Source organism: Shimia aestuarii, assembly GCF_022814865.1.
GTDB classification, from domain to species: domain Bacteria; phylum Pseudomonadota; class Alphaproteobacteria; order Rhodobacterales; family Rhodobacteraceae; genus Shimia; species Shimia aestuarii_A.
Genome location: NZ_JAKVRD010000023.1, coordinates 1 through 21287, shown reverse-complemented (window position 1 = coordinate 21287; position 21287 = coordinate 1). Strand labels below are relative to the sequence as shown.

Below are 21287 nucleotides of genomic sequence, written 5' to 3'. Positions count from 1 at the left end.
CCCGCGAAACAATGCAGGACAATTTGGGGACGGCGCACGAGAATGCAACGCTTATCTTCTGCTGCCCTAGAGGTAAGCGGTCAGGAGAGGGCGGCGACCTTGGCGGCAAAGGCGCGGGCGTCGGCCGGGGCCTGTCCCATCTGATGCGCGGGCGCAAAGAGCGTCGCGGTGTCGAGCGCCGGGTGGTCGCGGCCTGTCAGCGTGGCAAGCGGTGTGTCGCTGGCCAAGGCTTCTTTGCAGAGCGCCTTGGTCGCGGCCTGTGCGTCGGGGCGGGTCATGGTCGCGGCGAGCGCAAAGGAGAGCGCCTCGGCATGGACAAGGCCGAGCGGATCATCGACCGACTCGGCCATTGCGTCGAGACGCGGGGAGAGGCGGGCGGCTTGGTCCTTGGCAATGGTCAGCGCAGAGGCAGCGGCGAGGCAGAGCTGGGGCAGGGTCAGCCATTCGGTGAACCAGGCCGCGCCGTCGCGTTGGTGTTTCTGGAGCGACGCGCCTTGCAGGGTCGCGAGGTGGCCCCGCGCCTGCGCGGCCAGAGCCACGAGGGCGGAGGGGGCGACGGGGTTCTGTTTCTGCGGCATGGTGGAGGAGCCGCCGCCACCGCCGAGATCGACCTCGCCAATGCCCGACATGACCATGGCGATCAGGTCTTCTCCGAGTTTGCCGAGCGCCTGTGCGAGGCGGGTCAGCCAGTCCGCGATGCGCAGGATCGGTGTGCGGTCAGTGTGCCAGCTTCTGCCGGGATCGGCGAGGTTCAGCTCTTTTGCGAGCGCCGTGCGGATCGCCGGGGCCTTTGGGCCGAAGGCGCCTGCGGTTCCGGCGGCGCCGGAGAGCGAGACCATGAGGCAGGCCTCGCGCAGGGCGGGGAGTTCGTTCAACAGGCCGAAGAGCGGATTGCCCCATTCGGCGGCTTGCGCGCCAAAGGAGGTCAGGGTCGCGTGTTGGCCATAGGTGCGGGCGCTCATGGGGGTGTCAGCATGGGTCTCGGCCAGCGCGGCAAGGGCGGTCAGCGTTTCACGCAGGTCTTTCTCGCAGAGTGACAGGAGCGAACGCAGGCGCAGCATGAGGCCGGTGTCGATCACATCCTGCGAGGTCGCGCCCCAATGGACATATTGCGCATGATCCGGCGCTTCCATCGCTTTGCGGAACCCGGCGACGAGGCCGGGAACAGAGACGCCGTTGGTCCCGGTCGCCTCGGCAAGGCCTGCCGGGTCGATCTGCACCTCCATGGCGGAGCGGTGAATGAAAAAGGCGCTATCTTCGGGAATGATGCCGAGGCTTCCCTGCACCTTGGCCAGTGTGCCTTCGACGAGCAGCATGGCACGGACCTCTGCCGTGTCGGAAAAGAGCCGACCGGCCTCGCCCGTGGGGAAGAGGCGAGCGTAGTGCGGGCTATCGAAGAGGGAAGCGGCCATGGTAGCGTCCTTCGGGCAATCGGTGTTGCGGCCCGTGGTAGCGCGGTTTCCGGGGAAAGTCAGCCAGCTATTTCGCCCGCATTACCCTCGTAGCATTTCCTCGAGGCGGGTCGTCAGGCGGCCCGGAAGTTGGTGGAAGCCTGCCTCTGTGAGAGCGGTTTCGAATTCGTCAGCTTGGGCCGCAAAGGTCTTTGGGGCGGCTTCATAGCGATCCAGCGCCTTGGTCAGAATCACGTGCGATTTCTCGAGATAGACCTCGCGCAGGATATAAAGCTTGGCGCGGGCGCGATCCGTGCCGAGCGTGTCGATGCCTTGCGCCAGGCCATGTGCTTTGATCGGGTTGTAAAAACTCAGTGCGTCATAGCAGAGTCGTTCGGGGCGGCTTAGGGGGCGGCGCAACTGGCGCTTGCGCTTGGCTTTGGCGAAAAGCGCCTCGACCGGCACCGCGCCGCGCCGGTAGGGATCGATCCAATAGGCCAAGAGCCAGAACAAGCTCGCCAAGATCAGGGCGACGATGAGCCATTTGCCCGCCGCCCCGGCCAGAGGGGCAAGAAAAGAAGGCGCGAGCGCGATCCGATCGAGCAGGGCGAGTGCCAGAAATGGGACCATGGCCAAGAGGGAAAACCACCTGAGGGCGCGCAACAGGGCGTGAAGTTCTTGTCGAGTCGTCATGAAAAAATGTCTTGTGTCGCGATGAAGTCTTGGACACTTGACTAACATAAGAACATGACGCGGACGCAACGGAAAAATGTATTTGTTAATAATATATTAATCTTTGCAGGAACGGTTGCCTGCAAGATGCGCGATCAGGCGATAATCCGAGTTATCAGTGCGGCAAGCCCAGCGGGATCAGCGAAGAAGGGCGAATGGCTGGTGTTCATTTCATGCACCGATCCGCGCGGCCAGTCGGCGACCATCTTTGCCTGAAATTCGGTCGGGATGGCGTTGTCCTGAAGGCAGCGGATATAGCTTCGTGGCACGGTGAGATGCCCGGTTCCAAGGTGGGCCGGGGTGGTTTGCGGCAGGGTTGCCTGTTGCGAGATATGGGCGAGGGCGTACTCGGTCGTGCCTTCGGGGCAATCGGCATAGAAGGTCTCGCGCGCGTGGTCGGGTTTGATGCCGTAGGAAAGGCCCGAGGGATCGCGGTCAACCGCCTTGAGGATCGGCTGGCGCGGGGCGAGTTTGCGCATATCGACGAGGGAGTGGCCCTCAAGCGGGACATAGGCGCAGAGATAGATCAGATGCGTGATGCGATCGGGCGCGATGTCGGCGGCAAGCGTGGCGGGAAAGCCGCCCCAGCTATGGGCGACGACCACGGTTTCGTCACCAAGGGCCTCGACGACGGACTGGGTGCAGGCGTCGAGCGTCACCTCGGAGAGCGGTGTGGGATCGCCGCCGTGGCTTGGCATGTTCATGGCGCGGGAGGCATGGCCAAGCGCCTGGAGCGCGGGGATTGTGTCGCGCCAGCACCAAGCGCCGTGACAGGAGCCGTGGACGAGCAGGATATCAGACATGACCGGTTTCCTTGAGGAATGTGGCCAGGAGGGCGGTGTAGTCCTCGGGCTTTTCGACGCAAGGCAGATGCCCGGCGCGGCGGATCAGTTCGAATTTCGAGCCATGGATGAGGTCCACGGTTTCGCGCACGAGATCGGGCGGAGAGGCGCCGTCCTCGGAGCCTGCGATGCCGAGCGTGGGCAGGCGCAGGCCGGAGGTGGGCGTGTAGAAATCGGTGCCCGCGATAGCGGCGCAGCAGCCGGCATAGCCTTCGGCGGGTTGGCGCACGAGCATGTTGCGCCAAAGCTCAAGCTCGGCCGTGGCGCGGAAATCACGCCCGAACCAGCGTTCCATGATCGGATCGGCGAGTGCCTCGATGCCTTCGCGTTTCACGGTATTGAGGCGGTCCTCCCACATCTCCTTGGTGCCCATTTTGGCCGCCGTGTTCGACAGTACCATGGCGCGCACGAGGTCGAGCCGCTTGACGGCGAGCCCTTGGGCGATCATGCCGCCGATGGAAAGGCCGACGAACATCGCGTCCTTGACCTCGAGCAGATCGAGAAGCTTTTCGGTGTCGCGCACCAGCGCGCCCATGGAATAGGGGCCGGGCGGGCAGGACGAGAGGCCGTGGCCGCGCTTGTCAAAGCGGATGATGCGGAGACCTTCGGGCAAGTGCGGCAGGACCGGATCCCAGAGGCGCAGATCGGTGCCGAGGGAATTGGCGAAAACGATGGGCGCGCCAGACGGGTCGCCATCAATCCGGTAATGCAGGCGGACATCGCCTAGGTCTGCGATCTTCATGGGCGCGGGCTCCGTTTGTCTTTCAAGGTGGCGGCTAAAGTGGCGCGCTGCGCAGGCAGGTGCAAGCGCTCAGTCGCGCAGATGCATATGGGCCATGATCTGGCCGTGGTCGGAGGCGAGTTTATTATAGGGGGCTTCGGCGTGGCTTCCGTCGGTGAGGTGGTCATTGAAGACCGAGAAATATTCCATGTCGCCGATACGGGCTTCATTGTCGGGGTGAAAATGGTGCGAGAGGTAGATTTCATCGAGGCTTTCGTAGACGCCGCCGAAAGCCGCCGTATAGACCATGTCGCGCAGGGACTTGCGCACGAAGAGGCGTTCGGCGCTTGTCAGGCGGTTGGCGATGACGGCGGATGTGATGGCGACATTCTCCTCCTTGGAGTAGCGGTCGTTATAGTCCTTGGCGTCGTGGCGCAGCATCCATGAATAATTGCGGAAGGGTTGCTCGCCGGAGATGATCTCGGACGAGACGGCGTGTTCGCCATCGTTGAAATCGCCAAGCACCATGACCGGGTGGCCTGCGTCCAGTTCGGCCACGATCTCGCGGCGCAAGACCCAGGCCTCGGCCATGCGGCGCAGGGCAGAGCGCAGAGAGCCGAGGGCACGGCCCACGGGGTCATAGTTGGTCAGGTCGGATTCCGGGGCATAGTCGGCGCCTTCGGGGGTGATGAATTCGCCGAGTTTCGATTTCAGATGGCAGTTGAAGACGGTGATCGTGCGGTTGCCGACGGGCACGCGCGCTTTGAGGATCGGGCGCGACAGGCGCGGCAGGCGGTAGCGTCCGGCGCCGTCGCCGGTCAGGTCGCGCAAGGGAATATCGAGCGGTTCATCAAGGTCTTGGATGATCTCGGGCGTGCCGACAAATCCGAAGCGCGACAGGATCGCGACACCGGGACGGCGTTGGCCGGGCAGGCCGGTGTCGTTGGCATTGGGGGCAAAGGCGAGGGCCGCGCCTGTATAGGGGGTGTACCCGAGTTTGCGGAAGATCGCCTTTTTGCGGTAGCTCTTGGATTTTGAGGGCAGCACGGCGTCGTTGCTCTCGAGGCCGATGCGGTCGGCCTCGGCGATGACATTGCGCAGGGCGTCCTCCTCGAAAATCTCCTGAAAGCCGATGATGTCGGCGTCCATGGAAAAGAGCTGTTGCGCCATCCAATCCTCTTTCCAGGCGTATTCCTCGGGGGTGTAGGACTGAAATTCATAGAACTCCTTGTCCGGGCCGATGAGGTTCTTGACGTTGAAAGAGGCGATGGTGAAGCGGGTCATGGTGCGTCCTTGGGCCGAGAGGATCAGGCGAAGCGGTCGAGGGCCTGTTTGAAGACCTCCGCGTCGACATTGCCGCCGGTTGTGACGGCGACCACGTCGTCGCCTTCGATTGCGTCACCGTGGAAAAGTGCTGCGGCAAGCGCCACGGCGCCGCCGGGCTCGACAACGATTTTGAGGCGTAGGAAGGCGAGCGCCATGGCGTGCAGTGCTTCGTCTTCGGTTACAACGATGCCGGGGCCGCAGAGGCGCGACAGGATCGGGAAGGTGATCTCGCCCGGCGCGGGGGTGATGATCGCATCGCAGAGACCGCCGGAGGTTTTGGCGTTATGTTCGATTTGGCCAGAGGTGAGCGAGCGTGCGACATCGTCGAAACCCTGCGGTTCTACGGGGCGCACCCGAAACGCGGGGGCGTCCGCCTCAAGCGCCAAGGCAATGCCCGAAGTCAGTCCGCCACCGCCGCAACAGACGAGGACATCGCCCGAAGTCACGCCCATCTCGGCGGCTTGGGCGGCGATTTCGAGACCACAGGTGCCCTGGCCGGCGATCACCTGCGGTTCGTCATAGGGGCGGATGATGGTGAGGCCGCGTTCCTCGGCAATGCGCCCGCCCACCTCTTCTCGCGCTTGGCCACCGGGGCGATCATATAGCACCACCTCGGCCCCGAGGGCGCGGGTGTTGTCGATCTTGAGGCGTGGCGCGTCATTGGGCATGACGATCACGGCAGGCGCGCCATGCTGGGCGGCGGCATAGGCAACACCTTGGGCATGGTTGCCGGAGGAATAGGCGATGACACCGCGTTTGCGTGTCGCCTCATCAAGCGCCGAGACCGCGGACCAACCGCCACGGAATTTGAACGAACCGGTATGTTGCAGGCATTCGGGTTTGACGATGACACGGCGGCCCGCGATCTCGTCAAGAAAGGGCGAGGTCAGGAGCGGGGTGCGGCGCGCGTGGCCTTCGAGGCGGGTCGCGGCGGCGCGGATCATGTCGATATTCATGGCATCTGGGCCTTGTCTAGGGCGGCGGTCCAGTCCTTGAGGACGGCGATGGACTCCGGTTCGTCGAGAAAGGGCACATGGCCCCGGTTGGGTACGGTGGCATGGATCAAGCCGGGCGCGCGGCGCGCCATATGGGCGAGGGTCTCGGAACTCAGGATGTCAGAGTTTGCCCCGCGGATCGCCGCGAGGGGACGGTCTGTGAGCGTCTCGTAGAGCGGCCAGAGATCGGGCGCTTCGGCCTCGGGGTCGAACCCGGCGGCGACGGCGTCGCGCAGTTTCGGATCATAGTTGATCTTGAGGCCATCCGGGGTCTCGACAAAGTGCTTCTCGACCTCCTCACGCCAACGGCTTTCGGGGACGCCATCGAACCCGGCCATGCGCGCGCCGAACACCGCGACGGCCTCATCATGGGTTTTCCAGGTCGGGTTGCGCCCGAGGAAGCCCATGATGACTTCGAGGCCCGAAAGCTCGATCACTGGCCCGATGTCCACGAAACACACGCCAAGCAGGCGCGAAGGCGCCATGGCGGCCAGCGTCAACGCGATGAGGCCTCCGCGCGAGGTGCCAAGGATGGCGGCCTTCTCGAGCCCAAGATGGTCCATAAGGGCGAGGATATCCTGCGCCTCCTGCGGGATGGTGTAGGTCATCGGATCGGCGGCCCAGTCGGATTGGCCGCGCCCACGATAATCGGGGCGGATCACCCGCACATCCGAAAGGGCGGGCAGGGCATAGTCGAAATCCGTGCCGTTGCGGGTCAGACCCGACAGGCAGAGGACCGGCAGGCCATTGCCCTCATCCGTGTAGTGGAGGGTGAGGCCGTCGGAGGAGGTATAGCTTGGCATTCAGGCTCCTGCGAGATCGGGGATTGTGGTCAGGTCCGAGAGGACATGCTCTGGTGTCCAGGGCAGGCGGTCCATCGGATCGCCTGCGCGATTGACCCAAGCCGTGGTAAAACCATAGCCCGAGGCTGCCGCTGCGTCCCAGCCGTTGGAGGAGACGAAGAGCACCTCGTGGGGGGCGCAGCCGAAGCGATCTCCGACAAGGTCGTATACGGCGCGGGCCGGTTTGAAGATGCCGACGCTTTCGACACTCAGAACATCGTCGAGCAACGCGCCGATCCCGGCGCTCTGCACTGCGCCATCGAGCATGGCGGGCGAGCCGTTGGAGAGGATCGCGGTATTGAAGCCAGCGGATTTCAGAGCGTCGAGCATGGCCGGCACCTCGGGGTAGGCGGACAGCTCCCAGTACAGTTGCAAGAGACGTTCGCGCAGGGGGGCGTCGCCCGCAAGGCCGCTTGCTTCGAGCGCCCAGTCAAGACCGTTCTGTGTCACTTCCCAGAAATCCGTATGTGCCCCGGTCACGGCGCGAAGCCAGCTATATTGGATCTGCTTCAGGCGCCAGTGATCTGCGACCTTTGGCCAATGTTCGGCAAAAGCCTCGCGTCCCGGCTCGGCAGCGGCTTCGCGGGCGGCGGCGGCCACATCGAAGAGCGTGCCATAGGCATCGAAGATACAGGTGGTGATAGTCATGCGCGGTCTCCCTTCGAGGGCATAGTGACAGGCGGGGCGGGGCTGTCAAACGGGAAGGGGTCTATTTGCAATTCGAAGCACGAATCACTAGGGTGCGCCCTTTACCATTCGACCGGGGCGCCCGGTCGAGAGCCAGACAGAATTGGACAGAACATGACGGCTGCAAAATCGGGCGACACCGTCCGTATCCACTACACCGGCACTCTTAGCGACGGATCGGTCTTTGACAGCTCTGAAGGCCGCGACCCGCTTGAGTTCACGCTGGGCTCTGGTCAGGTTATCCCCGGCTTTGATACGGGCGTGACCGGCATGGAAGTGGGTGAGAAGAAGACCATCGAGATTCCGAGCGATGAGGCCTATGGCCCGGTGCACGAGGAAGCCCGTCAGGACGTGCCGCGCGCGCAGATCCCGGACGAGATCCCGCTCGAGGTTGGTATTCAGCTTCAGATGCAGTCGCCCACGGGGCAGGTTGTGCCGGTGACCGTCGTGGCGATCACCGACGAAGCGGTGACGCTTGACGCGAACCACCCGCTTGCGGGCAAAGACCTCACATTTGCGCTCGAGCTTGTCTCGATCGGCTAAGCCCCGGCGCATCGTGTTTTGGATTGGCCCGCAGGTGCGCCCTGCGGGCTTTTCTTTTGCCTGTGTCGTTGGCTTGGGTCTAGGCTTTGGGATGCGGCCAGCCAGGTATTTGGGAGCGGAGACGCGAGATGATTGCTTATGTCACGGTGGGCGCGGACGATGTTTCGCGCGCGCGACGGTTTTACGACGCGATCCTGCCCGCGCTCGGCTATGCGCTGCGCGAGGGGCCGGAGGGGTTGAGCTATGCACTGCCCGTTGCGCCGGGGGAGCGTCCTCTCCTGCCGGATTTCTACGTCAAGCCGACCTATGATGGGCGACCGGCCTCTGCGGGCAACGGCGCGATGGTGGCATTTGAGCTGCGGGGGCAGGCACAGGTGCGCGCGCTTCATGCGGCAGGGCTTGCGGCCGGGGGCACCGACGAGGGCGCGCCGGGGTTTCGCGAGGCCTATGTCGGCTATCTGCGCGATCCACAGGGCAACAAGATCGCGCTTTTCTCAAGCGATCCGGATGAGCCGGGGCGCGACGGGTAGAGCGGCGGCGAAGGCTTTTCGAACCGCCTTCGCCGTTTGTCTCAGAGGTTTTCCGGCTGCGGCATGCCGAGGATGTGATAGCCGCCGTCGACGCGGATGATCTCGCCCGTGGTAAAGGCGCCGGAGTCCGAGGCAAGGTAGACGGCGGTGCCGCCCACGGCCTCGAGCGTCGCATTGGAGCGCATCGGGGCGTTTTCCTCGGTCTGACGGAAGGTCTTGCGCGCACCGCTGATAGCGGCCCCGGCGAGGGTCTTCATCGGGCCGGGGGAGATCGCGTTGACGCGAATGCCATCGGGGCCAAGATCGTTGGCGAGGTAGCGGGTCGCGGCCTCGAGTGCGGCTTTGGCGACACCCATGACGTTGTAATAGGGGGTCACGCGGTTGGAGCCCTGATAGGTCAGGGTCAGGATCGTGCCGCCATTGTCCTTCATCAGGGGGTGCGCCCGGCGGGCGACCTCGATCAGCGAATAGCAGGAGATGTCGAGGGAGTTCTTGAAGTTGGCGCGGGTCGTATCGACGAAACGCCCAGCAAGTTCGCTCTTGTCCGAATAGGCAATGGCGTGGACGAGGAAATCAATCGTGCCCCAGCGCTCTTGCAGCTTTGCGAAGGCCGCGTCGAGGGAGGCGTCGTCGGTGACGTCCACATCGACCATGAAATCGCTTCCGACGCTTTCAGCGAGCGGGGCGAGGCGCTTGCCAAAACCTTCGCCCTGATAGGTGAAGGCGAGTTCCGCCCCGGCCTCGGCCATGGCCTTTGCAATGCCCCAAGCGATAGAGCGTTCATTGGCGACACCCATGATCAGGCCGCGTTTTCCGGAAAGTTGCTGCATTTTCTGTCCCTCTACAGTCGGCTTCCAAATGGCCGTTTTCTTCCTCTAGGTCAAGTCGGGCCCTGATCGCGGCGCGCGTCAAGGAAATGGCTAAACCGGGTGAGCGACGTGAGAAAGGCGTCGAGCTCTTCTGGGGTCCAGTCGGCGAACCATCGGGGCAGGTCGGGGATCAGGGCCTTTTGCACCGCGCGCAGATGCGCGGCGCCGTCTTCCGTGATCTGGGCGGCGCGGGCGCGGCGGTCATGGGGTGTTGCGACGAGGCGCACCCAGTCGTGGGCCGCGAATTTGGCGATCATCTTGGTCACCGCCGGTTGGCGGACCTCGACCGCATGGGCGATTTCGGTGATGCGCTGGGCGTCGGGTGTGCCGTCGGGGCGGCGGCGGCGCGACAGGTGGGCGAGGACCGAAAGCTGTGCCGGGGTGAGGTCATGGGCAGCGAGGCGGCGAGCGAGCAGGCTCTGGTAGAGTTGCGAGGTGATGCCGAACCGGGTCGTGACCTCGAGAATCGTGTCGATGGAGTGGGGCATTTCGGGGGGCATGGGGTCTCGGCGCGGTTTTGGGATTGAATTATTCCCTGGAATGTAATTTATATTCCATGGAATATAAATGGAGATTCGCGATGTTGCGTTTGATTGATAAGACTTTTTCCCTTCGGCTTTGGATTCACCTTGGGCTCGTGGTTCTGAGCTTTGTCGGTTTTCAGGCGGTGAAGGCGCAGCTTGATGCCTCCTATGCCGCGAGCCAGCATCCCGTGGATTACGCCACGGGCCAGACCACGTTCAGCGGTCCGGCGATCAAGGGGTTTTACGCCCATATGCAGGAGGCGGGCACGCTCGATATCTATTTGCGTACACAGATCATCGACTTTGGGTTCATCCTTGCCGTGATGTGTCTTGGTTGGTGTCTTGCGACGCTTGTTGCGCGGGGCGCGCGCGCAGGGAGCCTTGCCCGCAAGGTCGGGATCGGCGCGGCGTGTCTTGCCGTCGCGGGGGCGGGGATGGACGCGCTCGAGAACGCGGTCTCCTTCGCGATGCTCGCCAACCCGCAGGGGTTTGCGGACTGGCTTGCCTATCCATATTCGGGCTTTGCCGTGGCCAAGTTCGCGCTTCTCACCCTTGCCATGCTGACGCTTCTGGTGAGCCTGCTTCTCAACGCAACAGGGCGCCTCATCGGGCGCCCTGCTCTTGGATAGGTGAAGCGGGCGATTAGCCCGTGTATTTCGACAGCAGCATCGAGCCGTTGGTGCCGCCAAAGCCGAAGCTGTTGGTCATCACGGTGTCGAGGCCCGCGTTCTCGACCAGCTTGGTCGCGATTTCGCCCTCGTTGATCGCCGGGTCGAGGGTTTCGACGTTGATCGACGGGGTGATGAAATCGTGTTTGAGCATCAGGAGGCAGAAGATCGCCTCGAGCGCACCGGCGGCGCCTTGGGCGTGGCCGGTCATCGACTTGGTTGAGGAGATCGGCGGCTGGGCCTTGCCGTCAAACACGCGGCGCACGGCTTCGACTTCGCCGACATCGCCCACCGGCGTCGAGGTGCCGTGGGCGTTGATGTAATCGACGCTGCGGCCCTCGGGAAGGGTTTCCATCGCGAGGCGCATGGCGCGTTCGCCGCCTTCGCCGGAAGGGGCGACCATGTCGTGACCATCCGAGGTCGCGGCAAAGCCAGTGACTTCGGCGTAGATCGTTGCGCCGCGGGCGAGGGCGTGGTCGAGCTCTTCGAGGACGACGATGCCGCCGCCGCCGGAGATCACGAAACCATCGCGGGTCTCGTCGAAGGCGCGCGAGGCGGCTTCGGGCGTGTCGTTATATTTCGAGGACATCGCGCCCATGGCGTCGAACAGGCAGGAGAGCGTCCAGTCGAGCTCTTCCCCGCCGCCTGCGAACATCACGTCCTGCTTGCCCATCATGATCTGTTCGGCGGCGTTGCCGATGCAGTGCAGCGAGGTCGAGCAGGCCGAGGTGATCGAGTAGTTGATGCCCTTGATCGAGAACGCGGTCGCGAGATTCGCGGAGATCGTCGAGGACATGCATTTCGGCACCGCGAAGGGGCCGATACGTTTGGTCGCACCGGATTTCAGCACCACCTGATGCGCGGCGAGCATGGCCGAGGTCGAAGGACCGCCGGAACCGGCGACGAGGCCGGTGCGGGTATTGACGATCTGGTCCTCGGTGAGGCCCGCATCGGCAATCGCCTGTTGCATGGCGATATGGGCATAGGCCGCACCCGGCCCCATGAAGCGCAGGGTGCGCTTGTCCACGTGCTCAGACGGGTCGATCTTGAGCGTGCCTGCGATTTGGCTGCGGAAACCATGCTCGGTCATTTCCGGGCTGGCTTCGATGCCGGATTTCCCGGCTTTGAGAGAGGCGAGAACCTCTTCGGCATTGTTGCCGATGGACGAGACGATGCCCAGTCCTGTGACGACGACGCGACGCATGTGCGACCTCCTGTTCAGCAATCCGCTCAGCTCTCGGAGAGCGCGACTTTCATGTCTTTGACTTGGTAGATGACTTCGCCATCTGCCTCGACGATACCGTCGGCGACGCCCATGGTCAGGCGGCGGGTTTGGATCGCTTTGGTGAAATCGATCTTGTATGTCAGCATCTTACGGTCGGGGCGCACCATGCCGGTCAATTTGACTTCGCCCACGCCGAGCGCATAGCCGCGCCCTTGCCAGCCGCGCCAGCCGAGGTTGAAGCCGGTCAGTTGCCAGAGGCCGTCGAGGCCGAGGCAGCCGGGCATGATCGGGTTGCCGGGAAAGTGGCAGTCGAAGAACCAGAGGTCCGGCGTGATATCAAACTCCGCCAGCACATGTCCCTTGCCATGCGCGCCGCCATCGCCGGAGATTTCGGTGATGCGGTCCATCATCAGCATCGGCGGGGCCGGAAGCTGTGCGTTACCTTCGCCAAAAAGCTCGCCGCGGGCGCATTTGAGCAGGTCTTCTTTGTCGAAGCTGGTGGGATAGTCGGCCATAGAGGCTGCCCCTTCTTGATAATCGTTCTTTCGCTCAAGCCCCCTTACCATTCCGCCGAAGGGTCCTGCAAGTGCGCGCGTCGGTCAACACAGGTCACGATGGGGCGAGAGGCCGCTGTCGGGGCGCTCTTGGTTTGCGACTGATTTTCAATTGAAAAACGGGTTTGATTTCATATATGTTGCCCTGTGAAGTGAAAGGCGCGATTGAATGACCACGACTGCTGTTGATAACGGATCGAAATGGCTTGCGAATGCGGGGCTGCGCCCGACGCGTCAGCGTCTGGCACTTGCGACGCTGCTTGTCGGCGATGGGCATGATCGGCACGTCACTGCCGAAAGCCTTTACGCGGATGCCAAGGCCGGAGGCGAGAGTGTCTCGCTCGCGACCGTTTACAACACGCTCCGCGCTTTTTGCGACGCGGGCCTGATGCAAGAGATCACGGTCGACGGCTCCAAGAGCTATTTCGACACCAACATGGACGATCACCCGCATTTCTTCTGGGAAGAAGAACGTAAGCTCACGGATGCGCCTGTTGATCAGCTTGAGATTCGCCGCCTGCCGGATGTGCCGGACGGGGCGGAGATTTCCAAGGTGGACGTGGTGATCCGTCTGCGCCACAAGTAAGGCGCGGCAGAAACGTTGACAGGAACGGGGGCCGGGTGGCCCCTTTTTCATGTCCGGTTGATGCGCGTGTGTGCGACAGGGAGGGGATATCGTGAAAGCAGTGATCTACCGTGCGTTCGGCGCGGCCAAGGATGTCTTGTCGGTCGAAGAGATCGCAACGCCTGCACCGGGGCCGGGAGAGGTTCTTGTGCGGGTGGCGTTTTCCGGAGTGAACCCGTCGGACGTTAAGGCTCGCGCGGGATCGCGACCGGGCGTGACCAAGCCGCCCTTCCCCGAAATCGCACCGCATAGTGACGGCGCGGGCGTGATTGAGGCCGTGGGCGCAGGTGTGGATCCGGCCCGCGTGGGCGAGCGGGTCTGGCTCTGGAATGGGCAATGGCAACGCGCGCTTGGCACCTGCGCGGAGTTTATCGCACTGCCCGAGGCACAGGCGGTGCGGCTGCCGGAGGCTGTGTCGCTTGAGGTCGGGGCGGTGCTCGGTATTCCGGGGCTGACGGCGGCGCAATGCGTGTTTGGCGGCGGTGATGTTGCGGGAAAGACGGTGTTGATTTCCGGCGGGGCCGGGACGGTTGGGCACCTTGCGGTGCAGCTTGCGAGCTGGGGCGGCGCGACGGTGATCGCCACGGGTTCGCCGAAGGATTTCGACAAGATGCGCAAAGCGGGAGCGGCGCAGGTGCTTGATTATCACAGCGAGAATCTTGCCGCGGATATCCTCGCCGCGAATGGCGGCACGCCTGTGGATGCGGCGGTCGAGGTCGAGTTCGGGACGAACATCGCGGTGCTGGCCGAGGTGATGGCGCCGAACGGGCGGGTGGCGATCTATGGCTCGGCCAAGGACATGGCCCCGACGATCCCGTTTGGCCCAATCCTGTTCAAGGCGCTGACGCTTGATGTGGTGCTGATCTATATCCTGCCAGAGGCGGAGCGCGCCGCGGCGATCGCACAGTTGCATGGCGCTTTGGACGAGGGGGCGCTTGAGGTGCCCGTGGGACAGGTCTTTGCCCCGGAAGACGCGGCGAAAGCGCATGAGGCGGTGGAGGCCGGGGGACGCGACGGGGCGGTTCTGATCGCGTTTTAAGGGCGGTGTCCTAGAACCACTGTCCTGGTTCCATTAGGCCGAGGTCCAGAAGCTGGCGCGAGTGCCATTCGAAGGGCACGGAATTGTGCCAACGGAAGGATTGGATATCGAAGGTCGAGCCGGGATTGGTCTTGAGCGCCTTGGCGGTGCGAAATGAACAGACCGCCGCCGTCAGGTTGTTGTGCCACTCGCAGCTATAGGTGTTCATCTCTTCGTCGTTGAACGTGAAATCCTCACGCAGTTCGAGGCCGGGCTTGGCCTGAAACAGGGCGATCCGGTCAATCTTACGTCGATGTCCCGGGATATGCTCTTCGTAGCGCCAGCGCAGGCCGCCGAAGAAATCGAGCTGGCGTTCCTTGGGGTGATTGTGGTTGCTCGGGTCGGGCCGGGCGAGGGCGTAGTAGCCGGATTTGTCGAGCATCGTGTCGTCGAGGGAGACGGCATTGGGATGCGCGGCAAGGTCACTTGCGTAGAGGTCCACCACATAGGCAAGCATCGCGAAGCGGCGCTCTTCCATGTGGAACACGGTCATCTCTCCGATGGTGCGGCTCTCGCAGAAGGGGAAGAAAAGATACTCGCCGTTGAAGCAATAATAGAACCACGTGCCGGGCGCTGCGGCGATGATCTTGTTTACGGTATCAATCATCGCCTGCCCGGTGGGGCGTTCCATGGTCACGCGGACCGTGGTGTCCTGTAGATCGTCAGGCAGGGGGAAGGCGGCGGGCATGAAGGCGATGACCTTCTTGAAGCCGAGCGCCTGATGGTGGCGGATGGTGGTGTCGATCTCGACCTCGTCCTCCACGAACACAAGCGCCACAGGCCCTTTGGCCAGATGGTCCGCACCATCGCGCAGGAAGGCTGTGAGGGTGTCGTAGGTCATGAGGGGCCTTGCGTGAAACCGAACTGCTCTTTCCTGTCAAATTCCGTCAATTCGCCGGGCATTGCAAGCGGCAGGGGTTTTCATGTAGAGACGCGGCCTGAAACCGCGACAGGACCGGGCACATGGACAACACCAAGGCCGATACGAAAAAGCTCTTCATCAAGACCTATGGCTGTCAGATGAACGTCTACGACAGCGAGCGCATGGCAGAGGCCATGGGCGGCGCGGGGTATGTCACCACCGACAGCCCCGATGACGCAGATATGATCCTGCTCAACACCTGTCACATTCGGGAGAAAGCAGCAGAGAAGGTCTATTCCGAGCTGGGCCGTTTCAAGGGGCTGAAGGCGGAGAAGCCGGACCTCAAGATCGGCGTCGCGGGCTGTGTCGCGCAGGCCGAAGGCGAGGAAATCATGCGCCGTCAGCCGCTTGTCGATCTCGTCGTGGGGCCGCAGGCCTATCACCGCCTGCCCGAGATGGAAGCCAAGGCGCAGGGCGGGGAAAAGGCGCTCGACACCGATTTCCCGGAAGAGGACAAGTTCGAGCGGCTTAAAAGCCGCCCCAAGGCCAAACGCGGCCCAACCGCGTTCCTCACGGTGCAGGAGGGATGTGACAAGTTCTGCGCCTTCTGCGTGGTGCCTTATACGCGTGGTGCCGAAGTCAGCCGCCCGGTCGAGCGGATCGTCACCGAGGCGCGCGATCTTGTGGAGCGCGGGGTGCGCGAGATCACGCTTCTTGGTCAGAACGTCAACGCCTATCACGGCGCTGGGCCAAGTGGCGATACGTGGTCGCTGGCCAAGCTGATCTGGGAACTCGACAAGGTAGATGGGCTTGAGCGCATCCGCTTTACCACGAGCCACCCGAACGACATGAGCGACGATCTCATTGAGGCGCATGGGGAATGTGCCAAGCTCATGCCGTATCTGCACCTGCCGGTGCAGTCAGGGAGCAACAAGATCCTCAAGCGGATGAACCGCAGCCATGACCGCGACAGCTACCTGCGCCTGATCGAGAAAATCCGCGCGGCGCGGCCCGATATTCTTATCTCGGGCGATTTCATCGTCGGCTTCCCCGAGGAGACGGCAGAGGATTTCGAGGACACGATGGACCTCATCCGTGAGGTGCAATACGGGCAGGCGTTCAGCTTTAAATACTCGTCACGCCCCGGCACCCCGGCGGCGGAACGTCCGCTTGTCGATGACGCGGAAGCGAGCGAGCGGCTCTACCGTTTGCAGGCCCTCATCACCGAGCAGCAGCGCGCCATTCAGGACAGCATGGTTGGCCGCGAGGTTGGGGTTCTGTTCGAAAAGCCGGGCCGTTTCGAAGGGCAGATGGTTGGCAAATCCGACTATCTCCACGCGGTGCATGTTGCGGATACGGATGCCGGGATCGGCGATCTGCGCCGGGTAAGAATCGTCGAGAGCGGGGCCAATTCTCTGGCCGGTGTCGTCGTCTCGGATTGATGCGGGGGCGGAAACAATTTCGCCGCCTTTCAATGTGTTGTCCTCAGGGTGGCTTTTAACCGGGCAGTTGGCGCCTGTGGTGCAGGGCAAAAAACACATTGTTGCCACAATTGACTACCAGATATTGTGAAACTCTCTTCACAGGGTGTCCAAATTTGCTAGAGTGACCGACATTACGAAATCGGTCACGCGATGTCTTTTGGCGTTCGCCTGACCGAAGGTTGGCAAAGGATATTGCTGTGGCGGATAAGAGAAAAAGCATGATCCGGGCCGTTTTCGGGGGAGCAGTGGCGGTTTGCCTGGCGCTTGTTACCCTCGCTCAGCCCGCAGCGGCACAGAACCAGCGAACTGTGCTTGGACAAGAATACATTCCGACCATTTGGGTCGATCCGGATGGATGCGAACACTGGGTCATGGATGACGGTGTCGAGGGCTACATGTCGCCCCACGTCAACCGCCAGGGCATCCCGGTCTGTCGGCGCGGCAATGTCTGCGGCGTGATGCCGTCGGACCAGTTCTTTGCCACGGACCGCTATTCGATCAACGCGGCGAACCGTCAGCGTCTTGCACAGTTCTTCAACAGCGCGACCGCATCGGCCTTTATCATTGCCGGCCACACCGACAGCCGCGCCAGCGACGAATACAACATGCGCCTGAGCTACAACCGCGCCAACGCGGTGGCCAAGGTCGCCCGCTCGGTGGGCGCGCGCGTGATCGACGTGCGCGGTTATGGCGAGCGGATGCCGCGTGCTTCGAACCGGTCGTCGTCCGGCATGGCGCAGAATCGCCGCGTCGAAATCATCTGCATTCGTTAAGGGGGAATGGATATGAAACTCTCTCGGGGACTCCTTCTCCTCGCCTTGGCCACATCGGTTGCGGGCTGCGTCGGCAACAAAGTCGACAAGACAGTCGACCGCGGCTTTGACAGCAAACACCTCAGCCAGCTCAAGGCCGGTATCTGGGTTGATCCGAACGGTTGTGACCACTGGATCATTGATGACGGCGTCGAGGGATACCTCTCGCAACGCCTTGATCCCTATGGCAAACCGGTCTGTTCCGGTGCGGCGCCTCCGGGCGTGGCGACGGGTCCGTTCAAGAAGGGATCGGCCTTCGGCGACGCGATCTGACGCCAGTCAAAACATTTCGGGAAAGGGCCGCGAGTTTCACCACGCGGCCCTTTTTTGTGACAGCTTCGCGAAATCTCTCCTGCTTTGCCTTGCGTATGGGCGCGCGACTTGGCACCCTCAACATATAGACTCGCATGTGCAGGAGAATTGATTGGCCACAGGTGTCCTGACCCCGCCGTCCCCGTCCGGCTCTCTCGGCGAAACCCTTGTCGAATTCCCGGATAACCGATTGCTCATCGACCTCTGCGGTGAATATGACCGCAACCTGGCCGACATCGAACAGAAACTCTCGGTTCAAATTCTGCGCCGCGGCAACCAGCTTGCCATTCACGGCGAAGAGGCCGCTCGTAAGGAAGCCGGAGAGGTGCTTGAGGCGCTTTATCATCGGCTCGAGACGGGCAAATCCGTTGAACATGGTGACATCGACCGCGAGATCCGCATGGGCGGATCGGAAGCAGATACCGGCGCGCGCGCGGGCGATCAGCTTGAGATGTTCAAGGGCGGTCCGGTCGAGATCAAGACGCGTAAGAAACTCGTGGAGCCGCGCACCGATGCGCAGAAGGCCTATGTGCTGTCGCTGTTCAATCACGAACTGGCCTTTGGCATTGGCCCGGCGGGCACGGGGAAGACCTATCTTGCCGTTGCCGTGGGTGTGTCGATGTTCATCGAGGGCCATGTGGACCGGATCATCCTGTCGCGTCCGGCGGTGGAAGCGGGCGAAAAGCTCGGCTACCTGCCCGGCGACATGAAAGACAAGGTCGATCCTTATATGCAGCCGCTTTATGATGCGTTGAACGATTTCCTGCCGGGCAAGCAGCTTGCCAAGTTGATCGAGGAAAAGCGTATCGAGATCGCGCCGCTTGCGTTCATGCGGGGCCGCACGCTGGCCAATGCCTTTGTGGTGCTCGACGAGGCGCAGAACGCGACCACGATGCAGATGAAGATGTTCCTGACGCGGCTTGGCGAAGGCTCGCGCATGGTCATCACCGGCGACCGGAGTCAGGTCGACCTGCCGCGCGGTGTGCCGTCGGGGCTTCGGGATGCGGAACGACTCCTGAAGGGGATCGACAATATCTCGTTCAATTATTTCACCGCGTCCGATGTGGTGCGCCACCCGCTTGTGGCGGCGATCATCAAAGCCTATGACGCCGACGCACAGGAAGAGATGATCAAGAAGGGCCGTGAATAGGCCCCTCTTCTTGGCGGAGTCGAAGGGCGGGGCATGCTAACCGATACGATCATTGAGGACGACCGTTGGCAGGCCCTTGGGTTTGAGGCTCTGGCAGAGGCGGCGGCACAGGCCGTGCTTGCGCATCTTGGGATCGCCTCGGGGGATTGGGAGATTGCGGTTCTGGCTTGCAATGATGCGCGGATTGCTGAACTGAACGCGGATTTCCGGGACAAGGCGGCGGCGACGAATGTGCTCTCTTGGCCCTCGGAAGAGAGGGGTGCGGAGCAAGACGGCGACGCGCCCGCACCACCTGAGCCGGGGTTCGACCCCGAGCTTGGCGACATCGCGATTGCCTTTGAAACCTGCGCCCGAGAGGCCGAAGAGGCGGGCAAACCGATGGCCGACCACGTGACGCATCTCGTGGTGCACGGGGTGCTGCATCTTCTTGGTTACGATCATATCCGTGACAAGGATGCCACGTTGATGGAGGGGCTGGAGACGGCGATACTTGGCAAAATGGGCATTGCTGACCCATATAGGGTATGAAACGGGGCATATCCCCTATGGAAAGGTGAAATGGGCGACAGTCAGGACGGGTCCTCTAACGCAGCGCTGAGCGCGCAGCCGTTGGGCCAGACACATAAGAGTAGCGGCTTCTTTGGCCGCATCGTTGAAGCACTCAGCCCCGGCGAGGCCGCGACCGGAACACCCTCCGGCGTGCAGCCTGCCCAGGCCCCCCGAAAACACGGCATGATGAACCTGCGCCGGATGCGGGTTGAGGATGTGGCCATTCCGATGGCCGATATCGTCGCCGTGCCGGGCAACATCAGCAAGGATGAGCTTGTCACGGTCTTTCATGACAGCGGCATGTCCCGCCTGCCGGTGTATGAAGGCACGCTTGATACGCCTCTTGGCTTTATTCACCTCAAGGACTTTGCGCTCAAGCACGGGTTTGCCGCCGAGAACGGCGATTTCGATCTCGCGGCGATGCTGCGTCCGCTTCTCTATGTTCCGCCGTCTATGCCGATTGGCGTTCTGTTGGCCAAGATGCAGGCCGGGCGGCGGCATATGGCGCTGGTGATCGACGAGTATGGCGGTGTGGACGGGCTTGTGACCATCGAAGACCTGATCGAACAGGTGATCGGGGAGATCGAAGACGAACATGACGTGGACGAGGACAAGCTTTGGGTGCAGGAGGCGCAGGGATGCTACCTTGCACAGGCCAAAGCGCCCCTGGACGAGTTTCAGGCCGAGGTTGGTCGCGACCTGACGAGCCATGCGTCGGTCGATACCGAGGAAGTTGATACGCTTGGCGGGTTGGTCTTCATGCTGTCAGGCAACGTGCCCGCGCGCGGCGAGGTGGTGAGCCACCCGGACGGGATCGAATTTGAGATCGTCGACGCCGATCCGCGCCGGATCAAACGGCTGCGCGTGCGTTTTGCCGATGCCGCCGCAGGCTGACGTCGCGCTCGGGCGCTGGTGGCAGGCGCGGCGGCGCTCTCATCAGCTGTTGCTCATGGCCGCATTGGGCGGCGAGGCGGCGCTTGGACAGGCGCCGTTTTCCATCCCGGCTCTGAGCCTGATCGGCTTTGCGCTCGCCTTTGCGTTTTTCCCTGCCATGAAAACAGCGCGCGCCGCAGCGGTGGCGGGGCTTTGTTTCGGATTCGGGTATTTCGCGGTGGCGCTGCATTGGATCGTGCAGCCCTTCCTTGTCGATAGTGCCCGCCACGGATGGATGGCGCCTTTTGCGCTGATCCTGATGGCGCTTGGGCTGGCGCTATTCTGGGCGCTGGCCTTTGGACTTGCACGGCGGGCCGGACGCGCGGCCTGGACGCTTGTGCCGCTTTTGGCGTTGGCCGAGTTCGGACGGGCCTATTTGTTCACCGGGTTTCCTTGGGCGATGCCGAGCTATGGCCTTGTGAATGGCCTCGGTGGGCAGGCGGCGGCGTGGATCGGGCCGCATGGTCTCAACCTTTTGTTCCTCGCGCTGGCGGTGGCGCTTTCGGTGCTGCCGATCCGGCCTTTTGTCGGGGCGTTTGGCGTGGCGGCGACGGTGGCGGCGCTTTGGCCCTTGGCCGCGCCCCCCGCGCAAGACCCGGAGGCCCCGGTACTGCGTCTTGTACAGCCCAACGCGCCTCAGCGCTTGAAATGGCATCCCGATCACGTCTGGAAGCACTTTGGCCGCGCCATTGACGCGACGCGGGCCGGTGAGACGCGCCCGGACCTCATCATCTGGCCCGAGACTTCGGTGCCGGTGCGTCTTGGCGATGCGCAGAACACACTCACCACGATTGCCACGGCGGCGGGCGGTGTGCCGGTGGTGCTTGGCATGAACCGGACCGAGGGGCGGCGCATCTACAATTCCGCTGTGGTGCTTGGTGCGGACGGGTTGGTTGCCGGGGTCTACGACAAACATCACCTCGTGCCGTTCGGGGAATACGTCCCCTTTGGCGATCTCATGGCGCAGGTTGGCATTCACGGCCTCGCGGCGCGGGACGGGGCGGGGTATTCTTCGGGGCCGGGGCCAAGACTT

General features: G+C 62.9%; 25 protein-coding genes. 12 read left to right on the top strand and 13 right to left on the bottom strand.

Annotation, left to right across the window (positions count from 1 at the left end):
* Positions 1-80: 80 nt before the first annotated feature.
* The 8 genes from MK745_RS17085 to MK745_RS17050 all read right to left on the bottom strand — a co-directional run bounded on the left by MK745_RS17085 (position 81) and on the right by MK745_RS17050 (position 7497).
* Complete coding sequence (locus tag MK745_RS17085; RefSeq protein ID WP_243614442.1) at positions 81-1412, bottom strand: lyase family protein; 1332 nt, start codon at positions 1410-1412, stop codon at positions 81-83.
* 81 nt (positions 1413-1493) lie between these two features.
* Positions 1494-2084, bottom strand: coding sequence for a hypothetical protein (locus tag MK745_RS17080; protein ID WP_243614441.1), 591 nt, complete (start codon positions 2082-2084; stop codon positions 1494-1496).
* 134 nt (positions 2085-2218) lie between these two features.
* Positions 2219-2926 (bottom strand): alpha/beta fold hydrolase, encoded by a 708-nt coding sequence (locus tag MK745_RS17075; protein ID WP_243614440.1) that lies wholly within the window; start codon positions 2924-2926, stop codon positions 2219-2221.
* A complete protein-coding gene (gene pcaD / locus MK745_RS17070; protein WP_243614439.1) occupies positions 2919-3707 on the bottom strand; it encodes a 3-oxoadipate enol-lactonase in 789 nt (262 codons plus the stop codon). The genes MK745_RS17075 and pcaD overlap by 8 nt, the downstream gene beginning before the upstream one ends.
* 69 nt (positions 3708-3776) lie before the next feature.
* Positions 3777-4970 (bottom strand): endonuclease/exonuclease/phosphatase family protein, encoded by a 1194-nt coding sequence (locus tag MK745_RS17065; protein WP_243614438.1) that lies wholly within the window; start codon positions 4968-4970, stop codon positions 3777-3779.
* A 23-nt stretch (positions 4971-4993) separates the two neighbouring features.
* A complete protein-coding gene (locus tag MK745_RS17060; protein ID WP_243614437.1) occupies positions 4994-5968 on the bottom strand; it encodes a threonine ammonia-lyase in 975 nt (324 codons plus the stop codon).
* A complete protein-coding gene (locus MK745_RS17055) occupies positions 5965-6810 on the bottom strand; it encodes an alpha/beta fold hydrolase (RefSeq protein WP_243614436.1) in 846 nt (281 codons plus the stop codon). Before MK745_RS17055 ends, MK745_RS17060 begins: the two co-directional genes overlap by 4 nt.
* Complete coding sequence (locus MK745_RS17050) at positions 6811-7497, bottom strand: haloacid dehalogenase type II (RefSeq protein ID WP_243614435.1); 687 nt, start codon at positions 7495-7497, stop codon at positions 6811-6813. It abuts the gene before it with no gap.
* Between the two features lie 153 nt (positions 7498-7650).
* Here MK745_RS17050 and MK745_RS17045 point away from each other — a divergent pair, with 153 nt between their 5' ends.
* Complete coding sequence (locus tag MK745_RS17045) at positions 7651-8079, top strand: FKBP-type peptidyl-prolyl cis-trans isomerase (protein ID WP_243614434.1); 429 nt, start codon at positions 7651-7653, stop codon at positions 8077-8079.
* A 128-nt stretch (positions 8080-8207) separates the two neighbouring features.
* Positions 8208-8609, top strand: a complete 402-nt coding sequence (locus MK745_RS17040; protein ID WP_243614433.1) for a VOC family protein — start codon at positions 8208-8210, stop codon at positions 8607-8609.
* A gap of 41 nt (positions 8610-8650) precedes the next feature.
* Here the strand turns inward: MK745_RS17040 and MK745_RS17035 are convergent, their stop codons facing one another.
* Complete coding sequence (locus tag MK745_RS17035) at positions 8651-9439, bottom strand: enoyl-ACP reductase FabI (RefSeq protein ID WP_243614432.1); 789 nt, start codon at positions 9437-9439, stop codon at positions 8651-8653.
* Between the two features lie 50 nt (positions 9440-9489).
* The gene (locus tag MK745_RS17030) at positions 9490-9978 is read right to left on the bottom strand and encodes a MarR family winged helix-turn-helix transcriptional regulator (RefSeq protein ID WP_243614431.1); all 489 of its coding nucleotides are present in this window, start codon (positions 9976-9978) and stop codon (positions 9490-9492) included.
* 80 nt (positions 9979-10058) lie between these two features.
* On the opposite strand from MK745_RS17030, the gene MK745_RS17025 reads away from it, so the two are divergent.
* Positions 10059-10631: a hypothetical protein gene (locus MK745_RS17025; RefSeq protein WP_243614430.1), complete on the top strand. Its 573-nt coding sequence runs from the start codon at positions 10059-10061 to the stop codon at positions 10629-10631.
* A gap of 13 nt (positions 10632-10644) precedes the next feature.
* On the opposite strand, the gene fabB is transcribed toward MK745_RS17025, so the two are convergent.
* Both fabB and fabA read right to left on the bottom strand, forming a co-directional pair.
* Complete coding sequence (fabB, locus tag MK745_RS17020) at positions 10645-11874, bottom strand: beta-ketoacyl-ACP synthase I (RefSeq protein ID WP_243614429.1); 1230 nt, start codon at positions 11872-11874, stop codon at positions 10645-10647.
* A gap of 26 nt (positions 11875-11900) precedes the next feature.
* Complete coding sequence (gene fabA, locus MK745_RS17015) at positions 11901-12410, bottom strand: bifunctional 3-hydroxydecanoyl-ACP dehydratase/trans-2-decenoyl-ACP isomerase (RefSeq protein WP_243614428.1); 510 nt, start codon at positions 12408-12410, stop codon at positions 11901-11903.
* A 208-nt stretch (positions 12411-12618) separates the two neighbouring features.
* On the opposite strand from fabA, the gene irrA reads away from it, so the two are divergent.
* Both irrA and MK745_RS17005 read left to right on the top strand, forming a co-directional pair.
* Positions 12619-13035, top strand: coding sequence for an iron response transcriptional regulator IrrA (irrA, locus tag MK745_RS17010; protein ID WP_243614427.1), 417 nt, complete (start codon positions 12619-12621; stop codon positions 13033-13035).
* Between the two features lie 91 nt (positions 13036-13126).
* Complete coding sequence (locus MK745_RS17005; protein WP_243614426.1) at positions 13127-14113, top strand: NADPH:quinone reductase; 987 nt, start codon at positions 13127-13129, stop codon at positions 14111-14113.
* 10 nt (positions 14114-14123) lie between these two features.
* On the opposite strand, the gene MK745_RS17000 is transcribed toward MK745_RS17005, so the two are convergent.
* On the bottom strand, positions 14124-14993 hold the full coding sequence (locus MK745_RS17000; RefSeq protein WP_243614425.1) for a hypothetical protein: 870 nt from the start codon (positions 14991-14993) through the stop codon (positions 14124-14126).
* A gap of 122 nt (positions 14994-15115) precedes the next feature.
* On the opposite strand from MK745_RS17000, the gene miaB reads away from it, so the two are divergent.
* The 7 genes from miaB to lnt all read left to right on the top strand — a co-directional run.
* A complete protein-coding gene (gene miaB / locus MK745_RS16995) occupies positions 15116-16456 on the top strand; it encodes a tRNA (N6-isopentenyl adenosine(37)-C2)-methylthiotransferase MiaB (protein WP_243614424.1) in 1341 nt (446 codons plus the stop codon).
* A gap of 260 nt (positions 16457-16716) precedes the next feature.
* Positions 16717-17271, top strand: a complete 555-nt coding sequence (locus MK745_RS16990) for an OmpA family protein (RefSeq protein ID WP_243614423.1) — start codon at positions 16717-16719, stop codon at positions 17269-17271.
* 12 nt (positions 17272-17283) lie between these two features.
* Positions 17284-17583, top strand: coding sequence for a hypothetical protein (locus MK745_RS16985; RefSeq protein ID WP_243614422.1), 300 nt, complete (start codon positions 17284-17286; stop codon positions 17581-17583).
* Positions 17584-17734: 151 nt separating this feature from the next.
* Complete coding sequence (locus MK745_RS16980; protein ID WP_243614421.1) at positions 17735-18772, top strand: PhoH family protein; 1038 nt, start codon at positions 17735-17737, stop codon at positions 18770-18772.
* A gap of 33 nt (positions 18773-18805) precedes the next feature.
* Positions 18806-19300 (top strand): rRNA maturation RNase YbeY, encoded by a 495-nt coding sequence (gene ybeY, locus MK745_RS16975; protein ID WP_243614420.1) that lies wholly within the window; start codon positions 18806-18808, stop codon positions 19298-19300.
* A 30-nt stretch (positions 19301-19330) separates the two neighbouring features.
* Complete coding sequence (locus tag MK745_RS16970) at positions 19331-20215, top strand: hemolysin family protein (RefSeq protein ID WP_243614419.1); 885 nt, start codon at positions 19331-19333, stop codon at positions 20213-20215.
* Positions 20199-21287: apolipoprotein N-acyltransferase (gene lnt, locus MK745_RS16965; protein ID WP_243614418.1), on the top strand; the 1089-nt coding region annotated here is incomplete at its 3' end. The genes MK745_RS16970 and lnt, both read left to right, overlap by 17 nt.